General features: G+C 71.1%; 19 protein-coding genes. 13 read left to right on the top strand and 6 right to left on the bottom strand.

All coding sequences use genetic code 11. From position 1 onward, the window contains the following. The first annotated feature begins 74 nt into the window (after positions 1 to 74). The 5 genes from ACIQTP_RS19175 (at position 75) to ACIQTP_RS19155 (ending at position 4,406) form a co-directional block, all read left to right on the top strand. A complete protein-coding gene (locus ACIQTP_RS19175) occupies positions 75 to 521 on the top strand; it encodes an SRPBCC family protein (RefSeq protein ID WP_266414766.1) in 447 nt (148 codons plus the stop codon). Between the two features lie 255 nt (positions 522 to 776). Then, positions 777 to 1,946: an ArsA family ATPase gene (locus ACIQTP_RS19170; protein ID WP_403401199.1), complete on the top strand. Its 1,170-nt coding sequence runs from the start codon at positions 777 to 779 to the stop codon at positions 1,944 to 1,946. 57 nt (positions 1,947 to 2,003) lie between these two features. Then, positions 2,004 to 2,471: a DUF5304 domain-containing protein gene (locus tag ACIQTP_RS19165; protein ID WP_403401197.1), complete on the top strand. Its 468-nt coding sequence runs from the start codon at positions 2,004 to 2,006 to the stop codon at positions 2,469 to 2,471. 54 nt (positions 2,472 to 2,525) lie between these two features. Beyond that, positions 2,526 to 3,479 carry an ROK family glucokinase gene (locus ACIQTP_RS19160; RefSeq protein ID WP_402037311.1) on the top strand — a complete coding sequence of 318 codons (954 nt, stop codon included), beginning with the start codon at positions 2,526 to 2,528 and terminating at the stop codon, positions 3,477 to 3,479. 171 nt (positions 3,480 to 3,650) lie between these two features. After that, positions 3,651 to 4,406, top strand: coding sequence for an endonuclease/exonuclease/phosphatase family protein (locus ACIQTP_RS19155; RefSeq protein WP_403401195.1), 756 nt, complete (start codon positions 3,651 to 3,653; stop codon positions 4,404 to 4,406). A gap of 9 nt (positions 4,407 to 4,415) precedes the next feature. Here the strand turns inward: ACIQTP_RS19155 and ACIQTP_RS19150 are convergent, their stop codons facing one another. Next, positions 4,416 to 5,102, bottom strand: coding sequence for a hypothetical protein (locus ACIQTP_RS19150; RefSeq protein ID WP_403401193.1), 687 nt, complete (start codon positions 5,100 to 5,102; stop codon positions 4,416 to 4,418). Then, a complete protein-coding gene (locus tag ACIQTP_RS19145) occupies positions 5,095 to 5,904 on the bottom strand; it encodes an alpha/beta hydrolase (protein ID WP_403401191.1) in 810 nt (269 codons plus the stop codon). The genes ACIQTP_RS19150 and ACIQTP_RS19145 overlap by 8 nt, the downstream gene beginning before the upstream one ends. 155 nt (positions 5,905 to 6,059) lie before the next feature. Here ACIQTP_RS19145 and ACIQTP_RS19140 point away from each other — a divergent pair, with 155 nt between their 5' ends. From ACIQTP_RS19140 to ACIQTP_RS19125, 4 genes are all read left to right on the top strand, one after another. Beyond that, positions 6,060 to 6,830 carry a lysophospholipid acyltransferase family protein gene (locus tag ACIQTP_RS19140; RefSeq protein WP_403401189.1) on the top strand — a complete coding sequence of 257 codons (771 nt, stop codon included), beginning with the start codon at positions 6,060 to 6,062 and terminating at the stop codon, positions 6,828 to 6,830. A gap of 37 nt (positions 6,831 to 6,867) precedes the next feature. Then, positions 6,868 to 8,103: a MacS family sensor histidine kinase gene (gene macS, locus ACIQTP_RS19135; RefSeq protein WP_403401187.1), complete on the top strand. Its 1,236-nt coding sequence runs from the start codon at positions 6,868 to 6,870 to the stop codon at positions 8,101 to 8,103. 41 nt (positions 8,104 to 8,144) lie between these two features. Further along, positions 8,145 to 8,792: a response regulator gene (locus tag ACIQTP_RS19130; RefSeq protein ID WP_403401570.1), complete on the top strand. Its 648-nt coding sequence runs from the start codon at positions 8,145 to 8,147 to the stop codon at positions 8,790 to 8,792. Between the two features lie 167 nt (positions 8,793 to 8,959). After that, complete coding sequence (locus ACIQTP_RS19125; protein WP_351438027.1) at positions 8,960 to 9,988, top strand: 6-phosphofructokinase; 1,029 nt, start codon at positions 8,960 to 8,962, stop codon at positions 9,986 to 9,988. 83 nt (positions 9,989 to 10,071) lie between these two features. On the opposite strand, the gene ACIQTP_RS19120 is transcribed toward ACIQTP_RS19125, so the two are convergent. Both ACIQTP_RS19120 and ACIQTP_RS19115 read right to left on the bottom strand, forming a co-directional pair. Next, the gene (locus ACIQTP_RS19120; RefSeq protein ID WP_403401184.1) at positions 10,072 to 11,973 is read right to left on the bottom strand and encodes an anthranilate synthase family protein; all 1,902 of its coding nucleotides are present in this window, start codon (positions 11,971 to 11,973) and stop codon (positions 10,072 to 10,074) included. Positions 11,974 to 12,101: 128 nt separating this feature from the next. Beyond that, complete coding sequence (locus ACIQTP_RS19115; RefSeq protein WP_071528813.1) at positions 12,102 to 12,158, bottom strand: trp operon leader peptide; 57 nt, start codon at positions 12,156 to 12,158, stop codon at positions 12,102 to 12,104. A gap of 123 nt (positions 12,159 to 12,281) precedes the next feature. Between ACIQTP_RS19115 and ACIQTP_RS19110 the strand changes: the two genes are divergently transcribed. From ACIQTP_RS19110 to ACIQTP_RS19100, 3 genes are all read left to right on the top strand, one after another. Then, the gene (locus tag ACIQTP_RS19110; RefSeq protein WP_403401182.1) at positions 12,282 to 13,487 is read left to right on the top strand and encodes a glycoside hydrolase domain-containing protein; all 1,206 of its coding nucleotides are present in this window, start codon (positions 12,282 to 12,284) and stop codon (positions 13,485 to 13,487) included. A 139-nt stretch (positions 13,488 to 13,626) separates the two neighbouring features. Continuing rightward, positions 13,627 to 14,979, top strand: coding sequence for a class II 3-deoxy-7-phosphoheptulonate synthase (locus tag ACIQTP_RS19105; protein WP_054231523.1), 1,353 nt, complete (start codon positions 13,627 to 13,629; stop codon positions 14,977 to 14,979). Between the two features lie 149 nt (positions 14,980 to 15,128). Further along, positions 15,129 to 15,380 carry a bacterioferritin-associated ferredoxin gene (locus tag ACIQTP_RS19100; RefSeq protein WP_403401180.1) on the top strand — a complete coding sequence of 84 codons (252 nt, stop codon included), beginning with the start codon at positions 15,129 to 15,131 and terminating at the stop codon, positions 15,378 to 15,380. On the opposite strand, the gene bfr is transcribed toward ACIQTP_RS19100, so the two are convergent. Then, positions 15,377 to 15,856 (bottom strand): bacterioferritin, encoded by a 480-nt coding sequence (gene bfr / locus ACIQTP_RS19095; protein ID WP_054231521.1) that lies wholly within the window; start codon positions 15,854 to 15,856, stop codon positions 15,377 to 15,379. The two genes, ACIQTP_RS19100 and bfr, sit on opposite strands and share 4 nt — an antisense overlap. 155 nt (positions 15,857 to 16,011) lie before the next feature. Here bfr and ACIQTP_RS19090 point away from each other — a divergent pair, with 155 nt between their 5' ends. Then, positions 16,012 to 16,644 carry a sulfite oxidase-like oxidoreductase gene (locus tag ACIQTP_RS19090; protein WP_402037333.1) on the top strand — a complete coding sequence of 211 codons (633 nt, stop codon included), beginning with the start codon at positions 16,012 to 16,014 and terminating at the stop codon, positions 16,642 to 16,644. 50 nt (positions 16,645 to 16,694) lie between these two features. Here ACIQTP_RS19090 and ACIQTP_RS19085 read toward each other — a convergent pair whose 3' ends face one another. Then, positions 16,695 to 17,564: a deoxyribonuclease IV gene (locus ACIQTP_RS19085; RefSeq protein ID WP_403401177.1), complete on the bottom strand. Its 870-nt coding sequence runs from the start codon at positions 17,562 to 17,564 to the stop codon at positions 16,695 to 16,697. Between the last annotated feature and the right edge of the window lie 89 nt (positions 17,565 to 17,653).

Here is a 17,653-nt window from a genome sequence, read left to right as displayed (position 1 = left end):
GCGCGGTAGCCTTCACGCTGCACACACGTGCGTACCACCTCCCTCACCGGACCGCATCTGGAGGAGCCACCGCGATGGCGGAACACACCAGCTCGAGCATCACGATCGAGGCGGCGCCGGCTGACGTCATGGCGGTCATCGCCGACTTCGCCCGCTACCCGGACTGGACGGGAGAGGTGAAGGAGGCGGAGGTACTCGCCACGGACGGGCAGGGCCGCGCCGAGCAGGTACGGCTCGTCATGGACGCCGGTGCGATCAAGGACGACCAGACGCTGGGGTACACCTGGACCGGCGACCACGAGGTCTCCTGGACCCTGGTCAAGTCCCAGATGCTCCGCTCCCTGGACGGCTCGTACATCCTCAAGCCCGCGGGCGCCGGCGCCACCGAGGTCACCTACCGCCTCACGGTCGACGTCAAGATCCCCATGCTGGGCATGATCAAGCGCAAGGCCGAGAAGGTCATCATCGACCGGGCGCTGGCAGGTCTGAAGAAGCGAGTGGAGTCGGGCGAGGCGAGCTGACCCCGCTCCGCGGGGCGCCCCTGAAGTCGGGGCTTCGCCCCGGATCCCGTCGGGCGGAGGTGTCTTGTCTGCGGGTCGGCGGGGGCTGGTCGCGCAGTTCCCCGCGCCCCCTGACGGGGCGCGCCCGCGTTTTCAGCCCGTCCGGCGTTTGAGACGAGGCCGTTCAGACCGATGCGGGGGTCCGAGGGCGGCAGCCCCCGGGGGATGGGACGGGTAGGGGCGGCGGGGGCGCTCGACGCAGGTAGCGTTCATGCAATGCGCACCATCCTGATCACCGGCCAGGGCGGCACGGGCCGTACGACGGTCGCGGCGGCCACCGCGCTGAAGGCCGCCCGCGAGGGCACCCGCACCCTCCTGCTCACCGCCGACCGCACCGACACCCTCGGCGCCGTCCTCGGCGTACCCACCGGCACGCAACCCACCGACACCGCGCCCCACCTCACGACCTGGCGCCCCGACGCGAACGCCCGCTTCCGCGAGGACCTCACCGCCTTCCAGGACCGCGCGACCACCGCCCTGGACCTGCTCGGCGCCGCCCGCCTGGACGCCGAGGAACTCACCCCCCTGCCCGGCGCCGAGGAACTCGCCCTGCTGCGCGCCCTGCGCGACGCGGCGACCTCGGAGACCTACGACCTGCTGGTCGTGGACCTCCCGCCGACCCCGCAGGCGCTCGCGCTCCTCGCCCTCCCGGAGGAGCTGCGCCGCTACCTGCGCCGGCTGCTCCCGCCGGAGCGCCAGGCGGCCCGCGCCCTGCGCCCGGTCCTCGGCCGCCTCGCGGGCGTCCCGATGCCCGCCGAGTGGCTGTACGAGACGGCGGCACGCTGGGACATCGAGCTGGCCGCCGTCGCGGCGGTCGTCGAGGACCGCGCCACGACCGTACGGCTGGTCGCCGAGCCGGGCCCGGCCGGCACCGACGCCGTACACGCCGCCACCACCGCCCTCGCCCTGCACGGTCTGCGCGTGGACGCGCTGATCGCGAGCCGGGTACTGCCCGCCGCCAGCGCGGACGCCTGGCTGGGCGCCCTCGCCGCCCAGCAGCGCAAGGCGCTGGACGAGTGGCAGGAGACGTACACCGTCCACGAGGTCCCGCACCTCGGCCGCGACCCGCGCGGCAGCGACGACCTCGGCGCACTCCCCGTGCCCGGCGTCAACCGGGCGCCGACCCCGGTCGAGTGGCCCGTCCTCGACCACCTCGCCGACGACGGCGTCCTCGTATGGCACATCCCGCTGCCCGGCGCGATACGCGAGGAACTGGACCTGATCCGCCGGGGCGACGAACTCGTCGTCACCGTGGGCCAGTTCCGCAGGATCGTGCCGCTGCCGTCCGCGCTGCGCCGCTGCACCGTGGCCGGCGCCGCCCTGCGCGAGGGGGAACTCAGGGTGCGTTTCGCGCCGGACCCGGATCTGTGGCCCCGGACACGGTGAACGGCGTACCCCCGTTCGGGTACCGTCGAAAGGAAGAACCATAGGCAGGAGTCCGCCATGAGCGAAGAGCGCCCCACGTCCGACGCCGCTCAGGAGGCGAACGACGAAGCGCGCGCGAGCGACGCCGACGCCTGGGCGAAGGCGTGCGCCGAGGACCTCGCGGCGGAGAAGGCCCGCCGCCGCGCCCAGTACGGCGCGCCGCCCGGCTCGGCCGCAGAGGAACTGCGCAAGCTGGTCGACACGGTCGCCGACAAGCTGTCCGGACTGAACTCGCCGCTGTTCGGTGTGGTCGCCTCCGGTACCGCCCAGCAGATGGTCAACCAGGTCGTACAGCAGGCCAAGGCCGCCGTTGAACCCGTCATAGAGCGCAACCCCGATGTTTTCGATCACCTCGCGGCCGCGGGCAACGAGCTGCTCGCCGCCTACCGCTCGGCCGTCGAGGCCCAGGAGCGGCGCTGGACCACCCGGGAGCGTGGCCCCCGCGACGAGGGCACCGGTCCGGGGGAGCGGATTGACTTGGACTAAAGGCTGCTCGGGTACGGTTGGCCGTAGCGGGGCTCGACCGAAACTGAGGGATTCATGGGACTCACCATCGGCGTCGATATCGGCGGCACGAAGATCGCGGCCGGTGTGGTCGACGAGGAAGGCAACATCCTCTCGACGCACAAGGTGCCGACCCCCACCACGCCGCAGGCCATCGTGGACGCCATCGCCGCCGCGGTGGAGGGCGCGCGCGCAGGTCACGACATCGTCGGCGTGGGCATCGGTGCCGCCGGATACGTGAACCGCCAGCGCTCGACCGTGTACTTCGCGCCCAACATCGACTGGCGGCAGGAGCCGCTCAAGGCCGAGGTCGAGGCGCGCGTGGGGCTGCCCGTCGTCGTCGAGAACGACGCGAACGCGGCGGCGTGGGGCGAGTACAAGTTCGGCGCGGGCAAGGGCCACCGGAACGTCATCTGCATCACCCTGGGCACGGGCCTCGGCGGCGGCATCATCATCGGCAACAAGCTGCGCCGCGGGCACTTCGGCGTGGCCGCCGAGTTCGGCCACATCCGCATGGTGCCGGACGGACTGATGTGCGGCTGCGGCTCGCAGGGCTGCTGGGAGCAGTACGCCTCCGGGCGCGCCCTCGTCCGCTACGCCAAGCAGCGGGCCAACGCCACCCCGGAGAACGCGGAGATCCTGCTCGCGCTGGGCAACGGCACCCCCGACGGCATCGAGGGCAAGCACATCTCGGTGGCCGCGCGCCAGGGTGACCCGGTGGCGGTGGACTCCTACCGCGAGCTCGCCCGCTGGGCCGGTGCCGGTCTCGCGGACCTGGCCTCGCTCTTCGACCCCTCCGCCTTCATCGTCGGCGGCGGCCTCTCGGACGAGGGCGAGCTGGTCCTCGACCCCATCCGCAAGTCGTACAAGCGCTGGCTCGTCGGCGGCAACTGGCGCCCCGTGGCCGAGGTGATCGCCGCCCAGCTCGGCAACGAAGCCGGCCTCGTGGGCGCGGCGGACCTGGCCAGGGAGCCCGACCCGATCATGTGACGCCGCGTGCGCAGTCGTAGGACCCCGCCCGCCGCGCCCTTCAGGGGCGCGGCGGGCGGGGCCCTTCAGGGGCGCGGGGAACTGCGCGACCAGCCCCCACCGGCCCGCAGCCGACAGACACCCGCAGCGTTCCGGCCCCCCCCAGCAGCGCATCCACGTATGTTGATCCACATGGCGACGACGACCCCGCTGCCCCGCTCCCGCACCGAACCCGACGGCTCCGCCGTCATCCGCGTCCTGAGCTACAACATCCGATCGATGCGCGACGACACCACCGCCCTCGCCCGTGTCATCCACGCCTGCGCCCCCGACCTGGTCCTCGTCCAGGAAGCCCCCCGCTTCTTCCGCTGGCGCAAGAAGCTGGCCCGGCTCGCGGCCGCGTCCGGCCAGACGATCCTGTCCGGCGGCGCGACCGCCGCGGGCCCCGCGCTCCTCTGCTCGATGCGGGCCACCGTCGAACGCACCGAGGACGTCCTGCTGCCCCTCACCCCCGGCCTGCACCGCCGCGGCCTCGCCACCGCCGTCGTCCGCTTCGGCGCCGCCCGGCTCGGCGTGATGAGCTGCCACCTCTCGCTCCAGAAGGACGAGCGGTACACGCAGAGCGGCCTGCTCCTCGACCGCCTCGCCGCCTTCGCCGCCCCGCACGCCCTCGTCGGCGGCGACCTGAACGAACGCCCCGGCGGCCCCACCTTCACCCGCCTCGCCGCCGGCCTCCAGGACTGCTGGGCCACCGCACCCTGGGGCACGGAGTACACCTCGACGCCCACCGACCCCCACCAGCGCATCGACGCGATCTTCGCCACCCGCGGTATCGAGGTCCTCGGCTGCGGGGTCCCCTACGGCCACCCCGGGGTCACGGAGACAGACCTGAGGGCGGCCACGGACCATCTGCCCGTGCTGGCCGCCCTCAGAGTGCCCGCCGCGTAACCGGCCGCGTCAGACCACCGCGCCGCGCCCGGGATCGTCCTCGTCCTCGTCGTCGGGCTTCATACGCGCCACGAGGGTGGCGAAGCCGCCCAGGAAGCCACCGATGCCGACCGTGGCGAGCCACCACGTCATGTCCCAGCCGAGCAGGATGGCCAGCAGCAGCACGATCGGGCCGCCGATGACGGCGAGCCAGGCGAACTTGGCCGTGGTGTCGGCGGTGGGCAGCGGGGGCGGCTCCGGGGGGACGAAGTGGCCCTCGTCGTCCCCGTCGAAGTCGTCCTCGGAGGGCTCGGGCGCCTGGTAGTCGCGCGGACCGCCGACGCCGGGCGCGAAGGAGACGGAGCCGCCGAGGGGCTTCGCCGCGGCGGGCGGCTCCCCGGCCTCGTCGCCTGCCCCGTCCTTCTCGCTCGTCCCGACGGTGGCGCCGGTCTCGTTCTTCTTGCCCTTCTCGGACCTCTCGGGTGCGTCCCCGCCGCCCGGGGCGTCGTTCGTCACCGGGTCGAGGAGCGCCAGGTCCTCGATCGACTTGAACGGTTTCGCGCCAGGCGGGTCCGGCGGCTCCTCGCCGTACCCCGCGACGATCGCCTGCCACGCGGCGTCCTCGTCCAACGGCACACCCTGCTCGTCACCGAGAGGCTCGCCGACGGGTACGCCCTTCTCGTCGGGCTCGCCGCGCTCCGCGTCGTGCTCAGCCACCAGTGGCCGTCCCTTCCTGCTGACCCACCTGACCCGTGTCGGACCGCTTGCCGACACTGGGCGCGAGCCGGGCGATGAACGCGTAGCTCTCCTCGAAGATCCGGTCCGCGTCATGGTCCAACGTCGCCACGTGGTAGCTCTGTTCCAGCAGGATCTCCGTCACGTCGGTGGACGACACCCGGCTCAGGATGCGGGCCGAGTCGACGGGCGGCACCACATGGTCCTGGGGGCTGTGCAGCAGCAGCATCGGCTGGGTGACCTGGGGCAGTTCACCGTCGACCATCCGGTAGAAGTTCCGCATGGAGTGGGCCGCGTTCAGTGGCACCCGGTCGTAGCCCACCTCCGTGACGCCCTCCTTGGCGATGTCGCTGGTGATGCCGCTCACCGTCCGGACGAGGTGGCGGAGCACCGGGAGGGCGTGGGCCGCCGCCCCGTGCACCTTGTTCGCCGGATTGACGACGACGATGCCGCTCACCTCGTCCCCGTGCTTCGCGGCGAGCCGCAGGGTCAGCGCGGCGCCCATGGACAGGCCGAAGACGAAAACCCGGGCGCAGCGCTCCCACAGGGCACGCAGCTCGCGGTCCACCTCCGCGTACCAGTCCTGCCAGCCCGTGAGCTGCATGTCCTCCCAGCGCGTGCCGTGCCCGGGCAGCAGGGGCAGCGCGACGGTCAGACCGTGCTCGGCGAGATACTCCGCCCAGGGGCGCAGCGACTGCGGGGAACCGGTGAAGCCGTGGCAGAGAAGGACACCGACCTCTCCGCCCTCGTGGCGGAACGGCTCGGCTCCAGGAAGGACCGGCACTTTCGGTCTCCTGTTCATCGGACGGGCGGAATGCGAGGCGTACTTCACCGTACGCGACCACACTGACACCGACCAGGGTCGTCGAGGCCTTTGACCGTGCGCCGGGATAAGGTCTGACCGACGACACAGGAGGCATTCGGTTGATCTACGGCGCCATGAAGTTTTCCATCGGAGGGCCGCTGAAGCTTGCCTTCAGGCCCTGGGTGGAAGGCCTCGAGAACATTCCCGCCGAGGGCCCCGCCATCCTGGCAAGCAATCATCTGTCGTTCTCGGACTCGTTCTTCCTGCCCGCGGTCCTCGACCGCAAGGTGACCTTCATCGCGAAGGCCGAGTACTTCACGACGCCCGGCGTCAAGGGCCGGATGACCGCCGCCTTCTTCAAGGGCGTCGGCCAGCTCCCGGTGGACCGCTCCGGCGCGCGCGGCGCGGGCGAGGCGGCCGTCAAGAGCGGCATCGATGTCATCGAGCGCGGTGAGCTGTTCGGTATCTACCCGGAGGGCACGCGCTCGCCCGACGGGCGGTTGTACCGCGGCAAGCCGGGCGGCCTCGCGCGCGTGGCACTCGCCACCGGCGCCCCGGTCATCCCGGTCGCCATGATCGACACCGAGAAGATCCAGCCCCCGGGCAAGGTGATGCCCAAGCTGATGCGTCCGGGCATCCGCATCGGCAAGCCGCTCGACTTCAGCCGGTACAACGGCATGGAGCACGACCGCTTCGTGCTGCGAGCGGTGACCGACGAGGTCATGTACGAGATCATGAAGCTCTCCGGCCAGGAGTACGTCGACATCTACGCGACGGCCGCCAAGCGGCAGATCGCGGAGGTGGCGAAGGCCGAGAAGCAGGCGCTCAAGGAAGCCGAACAGGCGCAGAAGGAGGCCGTGAAGGCGGCCGAAGCCGAAACCGAAGAAGGACGGGCCGGCTCCTAGACGCTTGCGTCGGGGGGGGCTTGGTGGGGTGGGGGACATGGCCAAGCGCGAGAGAGTCATGAGGATGTCGGTCGAGCAGCCGCTGTGGCGTGCGCTCACCGCCTACCGCGTGCTGACGATGCTGTACGCGATCGGGCTCTTCGCCACCGCGTTCCGCAAGTTCGCCCACCCCTGGGTGGCCATCGGGTACTTCGCCGTCCTGTCCGTCTGGACGCTCGCCACCCTGCCCAGGGTCGCGAACGCGGCGAGCTGCACCAAGCGTTTCCTCGCCGTCGACCTGGCCATCGCGCTCACCGGCATCATGCTCACGCCTGTCGCGGACGCCCACTACCGCGTGGTGACCGGCGGTCCCACACTCCCCTCGATATGGACCGCGGGCTCCGTCCTGGCCTTCGCCATCAAGGGCGGCTGGCGCTGGGCGGCCTTCGCCTCGACGCTCGTCGCGGTCGCCAACATCGTCGAGCGCGGCGCCCCCACCCGCGACACGGTCCACAACGTGATCCTCGTCTGGGTCGCCTCCATCGCCATCGGATACGTCGTCGAGGTCGCCCGCGCCTCCGAGCTCACCCTCGCCCGCGCTCTGGAGATCGAGGCCGCGACCCGCGAGCGCGAGCGCCTCGCCCGTGACATCCACGACGGCGTGCTGCAGGTCCTCGCCATGGTGCAGCGACGGGCCTCCGCGCTCGGCGGCGAGGCCGCGGAGCTGGGCCGGATGGCCGGCGAGCAGGAGGTCGCGCTGCGCACCCTGGTCTCGGGCGGCCTGGTGCCCGTCTCGCGGGTGTCCGAGGACGCCGCGCTCGGCGCGGTCGTACGGGCCGTGGAGGAACCGGACGACGACCCGGACTCCCGGGGCCCTGTCGACCTGCGCGCACTGCTCGCCCCGTACGCGACCTCGCGCGTGACCTTTTCCGAGCCGGGCGCCCCGGTCCCTCTCCCCCCGGCCGCCGCCCGGGAGTTGGCGGCCGCTGTCGGTGCCGCCCTGGACAATGTCCGTCAGCACGTCGGCGAGGACGCCCGCGCCTGGATCCTCGTCGAGGACGAGCCGGACGAGGTGATCGTGACCGTACGCGACGACGGCCCGGGCATCCCGGAGGGGCGGCTCGCCCAGGCCGAGGGGGAGGGGCGGCTCGGTGTGGCCCTGTCGATCCGGGGCCGGCTGCGCGACCTCGGCGGCGCGGCCGAACTGATCTCGGTGCCGGGCCAGGGCACGGAGGTCGAGCTGAAGGTACCGAAGGTTTCCAGGATTTCACGGGGGAAGGCGGAGCAGCGATGACCGAGGTCACCGACGTGGTGGGGCAGGATCCGATCAAGGTCATGGTGGTGGACGACCACCCCATGTGGCGCGACGCGGTCGCCCGCGACCTGGACGCGTCCGGTTTCGCCGTGGTCGCCACCGCGGGCGACGGCGAGCAGGCGGTACGCCGCGCCCGGGCCGCCGCGCCCGATGTCCTGGTGCTCGACCTGAACCTGCCCGCCAAGCCCGGCGTCCAGGTCTGCAAGGAACTGGTCGGCACCAACCCGGCGCTGCGCGTCCTCGTCCTGTCGGCCAGCGGCGAGCACGCGGACGTCCTGGAGGCGGTGAAGTCGGGCGCCACCGGCTATCTGCTGAAGTCGGCCTCTACGGAGGAGCTGATCGACGCGGTGCGCCGCACGGCCGTCGGGGACCCCGTGTTCACGCCGGGCCTCGCGGGCCTGGTCCTCGGTGAGTACCGCCGGCTGGCCTCCGAGCCCGCCCTCGCCGCGGGCGCCGACGAGCCCAAGGCCCCGCAGCTCACCGACCGCGAGACCGAGGTGCTGCGCCTGGTCGCCAAGGGCCTGAGCTACAAGCAGATCGCCGAGCGCCTCGTCATCTCCCACCGCACGGTGCAAAACCATGTGCAGAACACCCTGGGCAAGCTCCAACTCCACAACCGGGTGGAGCTGGTGCGCTATGCCATAGAGCGCGGTCTCGACGAGGCGTAGACCCCGACGAGTGGCCGGCGTAAACCTTGGTTGACCCACCATCGAGTGAAGGCGTGTGATCAACACCCGCACAATTCACCGGAATTGACCTTCCGCCCCATGCCGAAGTGACCTGGATCACTATTAGCGTGAGTCCCATCAGGCAACCGCGGCGAAGGGACTTTTCCATGCGGGTCGGAGTACTGACCGGAGGCGGCGACTGCCCCGGACTCAACGCCGTCATCCGGGGCATCGTCCGCAAGGGCGTACAGGAGTACGGATACGACTTCGTCGGCTTCCGGGACGGCTGGCGCGGACCTCTCGAGAACGACACCGTACGGCTGGACATCCCCGCCGTGCGCGGCATCCTGCCGCGCGGCGGCACCATCCTCGGCTCCTCGCGGACGAACCCGCTCAAGCAGGAGAACGGCATCCGCCGCATCAAGGAGAACCTCGCCAAGCAGGAGGTCGAGGCGCTCATCGCGATCGGCGGCGAGGACACGCTCGGCGTCGCCGCGCGCCTCACCGACGAGTACGGCGTGCCCGTCGTCGGCGTACCGAAGACCATCGACAACGACCTGTCCGCCACCGACTACACCTTCGGCTTCGACACCGCCGTCGGCATCGCCACCGAGGCGATCGACCGCCTGCACACCACCGCCGAGTCGCACATGCGCGTCCTCGTCTGCGAGGTGATGGGCCGTCACGCGGGCTGGATCGCCATCCACTCGGGCCTGGCCGGCGGCGCCAACGTCATCCTCATCCCCGAGCAGCGCTTCGACGTCGACCAGGTGTGCGCCTATGTGACCTCGCGGTTCAAGGCCTCGTACGCGCCGATCGTGGTCGTCGCCGAGGGCGCGATGCCCAAGGACGGCCAGATGGTCCTGAAGGACGAGTCCCTCGACTCCTTCGGCCATGTACGCCTCTCCGGGGTCGGCGAGTGGCTGGCCAAGGAGATCGAGAAGCGCACCGGCAAGGAGGCCCGCACCACGGTCCTCGGGCACATCCAGCGCGGCGGCACCCCCAGTGCCTTCGACCGCTGGCTCGCCACCCGCTTCGGTCTGCACGCCATCGAGGCCGTCCGTGACGGCGACTTCGGCAAGATGGTCGCCCTGCGCGGCACGGACATCGTCCGGGTCCCGATCGCGGAGGCCACGGCCAAGCTGAAGACGGTCGACCCCAAGCTGTACGAGGAGGTCGGGGTCTTCTTCGGCTGACGTCCCACCTCCCCGCGATCCCGCCGGCCGCACGGGCCTCCCGACACCCGTGCGGCCGGCGTCCTCCACCACGGCTGCCACGACTACACGGAGGGCCGCCGCTCCGACAGCGTGCCGGTGTCCCGCAGCCGACCGACCAGTTCCCGCACGACGGCCGTCCCGTTCAGCGTCAGCACCGACTCCGGGTGGAACTGCACACCCGCGAACCCGGGCCCGCGCAGCGCGTGCACCTCACCGCCCTGGGTGCGGCTGACCTCGATGCCATGGGCCGACAGCTCGGCCGCCGTCTCCTCGTCGCAGTGCGCCACGAAGCTGTTGTAGAAACCGACGGTCTCGGCCCGCCCGAAGAGATCGATCCCCGTCTGCGCGCCCTGGTACGGGACCTCCTTGCGCACGATCGCCAGGCCCAGCTCCGCCGCGATCAGCTCGTGCCCGAGACAGACGCCGAGCACGCCGTGCCCGTGCCCCCCGATCACCTCGGCGGTGAGCTCCCGCAGGAACCGCATCTTGGGATCGTCCATGTCCAAGGGATCGCCCGGGCCGGGGCCCAGGACCAGCGGCCCCTCGTGCGTCCGCACCGCCTCCCGCAGCCCCGGCTCGTCGTAGCGCCGCACGGTCACCTCGAGTCCCGAGGACCGCAGCACATGCGCGAGCATCGCCGTGAAGGTGTCCTCGGCGTCCACGACCAGCGCATGCCCCTCCAACTCACGCGCCTGCTCCTGCATCCGCAGCCAGAACGGCGCGAGCGAGGCCCGCCGCCCGTCCAGCGCCGCCCGCACCCGCGGATCGTCGGCCAGCCTCGGCCGTACGCCCTCCGCGCGAGCCCCGGCCTCCACGACCCCCAGCGCCGCCAGCACCCCCGCCGCCTTCGCGTGCGTCTCGGCGACCTCGCCCGCCGGATCCGATCCCCGGACGAGGGTGGCGCCGACCGGCACCCGCAGCCGCCCGTCCGCGTCGATGTCGGCGGTCCGGATGAGGATGGGCGAGTCGAGGGTCTGGGCACCGACGGACCCCTCCCGCCCGCCACCCGCGTTCCGGCCGATGAGGGCCAGCGCACCCGCGTAGTAGCCCCGCCCGCCGACCTCGTGCCGCTCGATCACCCGGCACGCGTTCTGCACCGGCGACCCCGTGACGGTCGCCGCGAACATGGTCTCCCTCAGGACCTCGCGCACATCCAGCGAGGACCGGCCCCGCAGCTCGTACTCGGTGTGCGCGAGGTGGGCCATCTCCTTGAGCCGCGGACCGATCACCACGCCGCCCATGTCACCGACCGTGCACATCATCTTGAGCTCCTCGTCGACGACCATCGAGAGCTCCTCGATCTCCTTGCCGTCCGCGAGGAAGCCGAGCAGGTCCTCCGCGGAGGGGCCCTCGGCGGGGTAGCGGTAGGTGCCGCTGATCGGGTTCATCACGACGGTCCCGCCCGACATCCGCACGTGCACCTCCGGGCTCGCACCCACCAGCGTGCGCTCCCCGGTGTGCACGACGAACGTCCAGTACGCGCCCCGCTCACCGACCAGCAGCCGCCGGAACAGGGCCAGCGCGTCGGCCCTCCCGAACCCCGGGATCGTGCCCTCGTACGTTCGCCGGATCACGAAGTTCGCGCCCTCGCCGCGCCCGATCTCCTCCTCCAGCACGCGCCCGACGATCCCCGCGTACTCCTCGTCGGCGACGTCGAAGCCCCCGCCGGTGACACGCACCTCGTGCGCCGGCAGCTCCGCCAGCGCCCGCTCCAGCGGCAGGACGTGCGTCTCCTCGGGGGTCAGCACCGAGAGCGGCGTGCCGTCGTCGCGGACGTCGAAGCCACGCTCCCCGATCTGACGGAAGGGGATGAGCGCGAGGCCCTCGTCGGGGAGATCGGCGAGGCGGTCGCACGTGCTGACCGGGCCGAGCAGCAGCTCGACGCTGTCGTGATCGTGACCGGGGGTGCGGCGGCGCAGCAGGGCGAACGGACGGGGATCGTCCAGCAGGTCGAGCAGGTTCATCGGTCCTGTTCCTTCTCTCGGATTCCCGGATTCTCGGATTCCCGAAAACCCGGAGAGGAACGGCCCGTGTCCGCAAACACCGAAGGCCGCCCCTCGGGCGGCCTTCGCGAAGTCTTGCGTACGCGCAGTCAGTGGGCCGCCGGATGAGCGGTCCACCACCAGTTCTGGGTCGAGTGCGCGAACATGCGCCGCACCCTACCCGACGTCAGGGGGCGGGCAACAGCGTGAACCGTCCGCGCCAGGCGTTCCTACCGCTCGGTCACCGGCCATGGATGGCATGGCCCAGGAAGCCCGACCGAGGAGAGACCATGTACGCAGCCCGTTCACCCCGGCCTCGCCCAGGCGGCGTCCGAACGCTCACCGTGTGCGCCGCCGCCGCGGTCCTCGCCGCGGGCCCGCTCGGCACCGCACGCGCCGCCGAGAGCGACGACACCGTCAAGGTCACCTACCGCGGCCACGAGTTCACCGTCCCCGCCTCCTGGCCGATCGTGGACCTGGAGAAACATCCGGACGTCTGTGTCCGTTTCGACCGGCACGCCGTGTACCTCGGCACGCCAGGAGACCAGCAGCGGTGTCCGGCGGCGGCGAGGGGACGTACCGAAGCGTTCCTGGTCCAGCCGTCCGCCGTCCGGGGCCGCACCGCCGGCGAGAACCGCACGGCCCGCACGTTCCAGGTCACCGCCGACCGGATCGCCGTGACCGCCGCGTACGCGGAGGAGCGTACGAGGATCCAGGACATCCTGCGCGACGCCGGTCTGCCGGCCGCAGCCGTGGGAACCGATGCGGCCGCGGGCGCGCCCGCCGCGGCGCCGCTGCCCGCCGACGCGACGTCCTTCCGCGGCGAGGGCTTCGACGCCTGCACCGCGCCGGGCCAGACGGCGATGGACGCCTGGCGGGACGACTCCGACTACGGGGCCGTCGGTGTCTACATCGGCGGGATCAACCGCGCCTGCGCCCAGAGCAGACTCACCGCCGGCTGGCTGCGGACGCAGTACGCCAACGGCTGGCGGTTCATCCCGCTGTACGTCGGCCGCCAGCCCTCCTCCGGCGGAAGCAGCTGCGGTGGCGGCTGCGAGGCGATCACCGACCCCGTGCCGCAGGGCACCGAGGCCGCCGACGACGCGGTCAAGCAGGCGACCACGCTGGGCTTCCCCAAAGGCACGGTGATCTACAGCGACCTGGAGCACTACACCCGCGGCTCCGCCGTCACCAGCCGGGTGCTGTCCTACCTCGACGCCTACACCAAACGCCTGCACACACTGGGCTACCGCTCCGGCGTCTACGGCAACACCTCGTCCCTGGTCACCGACCTGGTGGCCAACAAGAGCCGCGTCACCCTGCCCGAAGTGCTCCACTTCGCCCGCTGGAACGGCAAGTCGACGACCACCGACTCGGCGATCCCCGCGAACCTGTGGGCCGACCACCAGCGCGTCCACCAGTACAAGGGCGACACGGCCGAGACGCACGGCGGCGTGAAGATCTCCATCGACCGCGACCGGCTCGACGTGGACTAGGTCCTGCTGCCCATCTGCTCCGGGCGGCCGCGGGGGAGCTGCCGTACGGGCGCCCGGAGCGCGTCCCGATCGAGCGCGGTCCGTCTCAATTGATGGGCATTGGGATGGACGCCCGACACGACCCCGTAATGTTGTCAGGGTGACCGTGAACGCTAAGCCCAGCGCAAGCGCTGGCAACACCTGGCGAGACCTGCCCGCGGCGCAGCAGCCCGAGTACCCCGATGCCGAGGCTCTGCGCGATGTGATCGCGGACCTCGAGTCGTATCCGCCGCTCGTCTTCGCGGGCGAGTGCGACCAGCTGCGCGCCCGGATGGCGTCCGTCGCCAAGGGAGAGGCGTTCCTTCTCCAGGGCGGCGACTGCGCCGAGGCCTTCGACGCGGTGTCGGCCGACCACATCCGCAACAAGCTCAAGACCCTGCTCCAGATGGGCGCCGTGCTCACGTACGCCGCCTCGGTGCCGGTCGTGAAGGTCGGCCGCATCGCCGGCCAGTACTCCAAGCCGCGCTCCAAGGGGACCGAGACCCGCGACGGCGTGACCCTGCCGACGTACCGCGGTGACTCGGTCAACGGCTTCGACTTCGACGAGAAGGCCCGCATCCCGGACCCCGAGCGCCTGAAGCGGATGTACAACGCCTCCGCCTCCACGCTCAACCTGGTGCGCGCCTTCACCACCGGCGGCTACGCCGACCTGCGCCAGGTGCACGCCTGGAACCAGGACTTCGTGAAGTCCTCCCCGTCCGGGCAGCGCTACGAGCAGCTGGCGCGGGAGATCGACAACGCGATGAACTTCATGCGGGCCTGCGGGACCGACCCGGAGGAGTTCAAGACCGTCGAGTTCTACGCCTCCCACGAGGCGCTGCTCCTCGACTACGAGGCGGCGCTGACCAGGGTCGACTCGCGTACGGGCCAGCTGTACGACGTCTCGGGCCACATGGTGTGGATCGGTGAGCGCACCCGGCAGCTGGACGGCGCGCACATCGAGTTCGCCTCGCGGATCCGCAACCCGATCGGCATCAAGCTCGGCCCGACGACGACGGCCGAGGAGGCGCTCCAGTACATCGACCGCCTCGACCCGGACCGCGAGCCCGGCCGGCTGACCTTCATCGTGCGGATGGGCGCCGACAAGGTCCGCGACAAGCTCCCCGAGCTGGTCGAGAAGGTCACGGCGTCGGGCGCGGTGGTGGCCTGGGTGACCGACCCGATGCACGGCAACACCTTCGAGGCGGCCTCCGGTCACAAGACCCGCCGCTTCGACGACGTGCTCGACGAGGTCAAGGGCTTCTTCGAGGTCCACAAGGGTCTGGGCACGCACCCGGGCGGCATCCACGTCGAGCTCACCGGTGACGACGTCACCGAGTGCGTGGGCGGCGGCGACGAGATCTTCGTCGACGACCTCCACCAGCGCTACGAGACGGCCTGCGACCCGCGTCTGAACCGCAGCCAGTCCCTCGACCTGGCCTTCCTGGTCGCCGAGATGTACAGGGACCAGTGACGGGTCCGCCTGTTACACCTGAGTGAAGTGGGGCGCGGATCACATACGATCCGCGCTCCCTCCTACTTTTGCGGCTCTTGAGTGACGGGTAAGGTTAGGTTAGCCTCACCGATTAACGGGACGGCATCAGACATCAATCCCGCCGGGAGGTGAACCGCGTGTACGTATGCAGCTGCTTCGGAGTCACCGAACAGCAGGTCAAGCAGCACGCGGAGAACGGCGCCTGCACGCCCCGCCAGATAGCCTCCGCCAGCAAGGCGGGCACGGACTGCGGCTCCTGCGTCCGCAGCATCCAGGCGATCCTCGGCCGCGGCACCTGCCCCCGCCGCGAGCTGGCCGAACAGGGCAAGCCGATGCTGGCCGCGCTGTCCCCGGCGCGAGGCCTGGAAGAGGCGGCCTAGCTCTCCGGCTGCTCGATCACCTGGGCGATGTAGAGCGCCTCGCCGAGCTTCTCCACCAGCTCCAGCTGGGTGTCCAGGTAGTCGATGTGGTGCTCCTCGTCCTCGAGGATCGACTCGAAGATGTTCGCGGACGTGATGTCGCCCTTGTTGCGCATCACCTCGATCCCGCGCTTGAGGCGGTCGATCGCCTCGACCTCCACCTGCCGGTCGGCCTGGAACATCTCGGTGACGGTCTGCCCCACCCGGACGTGGAAGAGCCGCTGGTAGTTCGGCAGGCCCTCCAGGAAGAGGATCCGGTCGGTGAGTACCTCCGCGTGCTTCATCTCGTCGAAGGACTCGTGGCGCGTGTACTTCGCGAGCTTCGTCCAGCCGAAGTTCTCCTGCATCTTCGCGTGCAGGAAGTACTGGTTGATCGCGGTCAGCTCGCCGGTCAGCTGCTCGTTGAGGAATTCGATGACCTCGGGGTCGCCCTGCATCGCAGAGGCTCCTTCCAAGCGGGGGACTGGGCAGGTTGCGCCGCATCCTCGCATCGGCACCCCGGGCCGTCCAGTAAGTACACGCTTAGTAGGAGTTGCCCGATTCCGTACTGGGCTGGTCATGTGCACTGTCCCGGGTCTGTCAGGATGGAGTCATGGGTCAGCCGGTGGGACGTGGAACGGGAGAAGCGGCACAGTCGGAGCTTCCGCCGGGGCAGCGACTGCAGCGCGGCTGGCCGGTCACGCACTACGGTCCCGTACCCAAGTTCCGTCCCGAACGCTGGGAGTTCAGGGTCTTCGGCGCCACCGCCGACGGTGAGAAGCACTGCTGGACCCACGAGGAGTTCACGGCCCTGCCGTACACCTCGGTCATGGCCGATCTGCACTGCGTCACGAAGTTCAGCATGATCGGCGCCGAATGGGGCGGTATCCCGGCGCGCACGATCCTGGAGATCGCCCCGCCCGCGCCCACCGTCACCCATGTCATGGTCTGGGCGGAGTACGGCTTCAGCTCGAATCTGCGCCTCGACGACTTCGCCTCCGACCGCGCGATCTTCGCCACCCACAAGGACGGCGAACTCCTCACCGCCGAACACGGCTTCCCGCTCCGCCTCGTCGTCCCGCACCTCTACGCCTGGAAGGGCCCCAAGTGGGTCCGCGGCGTCGAGTACATGACGGCCGACCGCCGCGGCTTCTGGGAGGAGCGCGGCTACCACAACATCGGCGACCCCTGGCGCGAACAGCGCTACTCCTACCAGGAGGAGCCCGGGGACGGTCCCGAGCTCTGACCCGGCCCGCCTTTTCGGGCGGCGTCAGCCGTGCCTCTTTTCGGGCGGCGTCAGCCGTCCCTGAGTTTCTTCAGGCGCTCCACGTCCGCCGCGTGCCCCTCCTTCCCGCCCGGCGTCTCGATGATCAGGGGTACGCCCTCGGTGGCGGGGTGGGTCATCAGCGCGCGGAACGGGTCCTCGCCGATGTGACCGGAGCCGATGTTCTCGTGACGGTCCTTGTGGGCGCCGACCACGTCCTTGGAGTCGTTGGCGTGGATCAGCTTGAGCCGGCCCTCGCCGACCGTGTCCACCAGCAGGTCGAGCGTCTGGTGCATGCCGCTCGGCCCGGTCAGGTCGTGCCCCGCCGCGTAGATGTGGCAGGTGTCGAGGCACACGCCCAGCTTCGGATGGGCGTCCAGCGCCTCGAAGTACGGCCCGAAGTCCCAGGTGCGCGAGCAGAGCGAGGCGCCCTGGCCGGCGGTCGACTCCAGGAGCAGATACGGGTCGTCGTCATGCGTCAGCTCGTCCAGCAGGGGCAGCAGATGCTCACGTACCTGCTTCAGGGCGACGGACCGCTCCCGGCCCCCGGTGGCGCTCCCCGTGTGCACGACCACGCCGAGCGCGCCGATCTCGCGGCCCCGCCGCAGCGAGTGCCGCAGGGACTCCACCGACTTCTCGACCGTCGCCTCGGTGTGCGAGCCGAAGTTGATCAGATACGGGGCATGGACGTACGCGGGGATCGTCTCGGCGGCACAGGCGGCCCGGAACTCCTCGTCCTGGCGGGGACTGCCGACGGGTGTCGCCCAGCCGCGCGGGTTGGCGACGAAGACCTGGACGGTCTCGGCGCCCATCTCGCGTGCGTAGGTCAGGCCGACGGAGCTGAGGCCGCCGGCCACGGGGACATGGCCGCCGACGGGGTTGCGGAGCTGCTTGCTGGTCACACCCTTCAGGGTGTCACGCGCTCCCGGCCGGCCCGTCGGCGGACCGCACTGCCGTGGCCTCGACGTTGGCGCGAGGCCTCAGCACTGCC

Origin of the sequence: Streptomyces sp. NPDC090798 (genome assembly GCF_044768965.1) — a bacterium.
In the GTDB taxonomy this organism is placed as follows: domain Bacteria; phylum Actinomycetota; class Actinomycetes; order Streptomycetales; family Streptomycetaceae; genus Streptomyces.
The sequence above is the reverse complement of the archived record's forward strand: the minus strand, read 5'-3'. Positions and strand labels throughout refer to the sequence as shown.

Bases quoted from the DNA above. Each gene is read 5' to 3' on its own strand.
- ACIQTP_RS19120 (WP_403401184.1), bottom strand. From the start codon at position 11,973: ATGAACCTGCTCGACCTGCTGGACGATCCCCGTCCGTTCGCCCTGCTG.
- ACIQTP_RS19125 (WP_351438027.1), top strand. From the start codon at position 8,960: ATGCGGGTCGGAGTACTGACCGGAGGCGGCGACTGCCCCGGACTCAAC.
- macS (WP_403401187.1), top strand. From the start codon at position 6,868: ATGGCCAAGCGCGAGAGAGTCATGAGGATGTCGGTCGAGCAGCCGCTG.
- ACIQTP_RS19175 (WP_266414766.1), top strand. From the start codon at position 75: ATGGCGGAACACACCAGCTCGAGCATCACGATCGAGGCGGCGCCGGCT.
- ACIQTP_RS19160 (WP_402037311.1), top strand. From the start codon at position 2,526: ATGGGACTCACCATCGGCGTCGATATCGGCGGCACGAAGATCGCGGCC.
- ACIQTP_RS19130 (WP_403401570.1), top strand. From the start codon at position 8,145: ATGGTGGTGGACGACCACCCCATGTGGCGCGACGCGGTCGCCCGCGAC.
- ACIQTP_RS19140 (WP_403401189.1), top strand. From the start codon at position 6,060: ATGAAGTTTTCCATCGGAGGGCCGCTGAAGCTTGCCTTCAGGCCCTGG.
- ACIQTP_RS19165 (WP_403401197.1), top strand. From the start codon at position 2,004: ATGAGCGAAGAGCGCCCCACGTCCGACGCCGCTCAGGAGGCGAACGAC.
- bfr (WP_054231521.1), bottom strand. From the start codon at position 15,856: ATGCAGGGCGACCCCGAGGTCATCGAATTCCTCAACGAGCAGCTGACC.
- ACIQTP_RS19170 (WP_403401199.1), top strand. From the start codon at position 777: ATGCGCACCATCCTGATCACCGGCCAGGGCGGCACGGGCCGTACGACG.
- ACIQTP_RS19110 (WP_403401182.1), top strand. From the start codon at position 12,282: ATGTACGCAGCCCGTTCACCCCGGCCTCGCCCAGGCGGCGTCCGAACG.
- ACIQTP_RS19155 (WP_403401195.1), top strand. From the start codon at position 3,651: ATGGCGACGACGACCCCGCTGCCCCGCTCCCGCACCGAACCCGACGGC.
- ACIQTP_RS19090 (WP_402037333.1), top strand. From the start codon at position 16,012: ATGGGTCAGCCGGTGGGACGTGGAACGGGAGAAGCGGCACAGTCGGAG.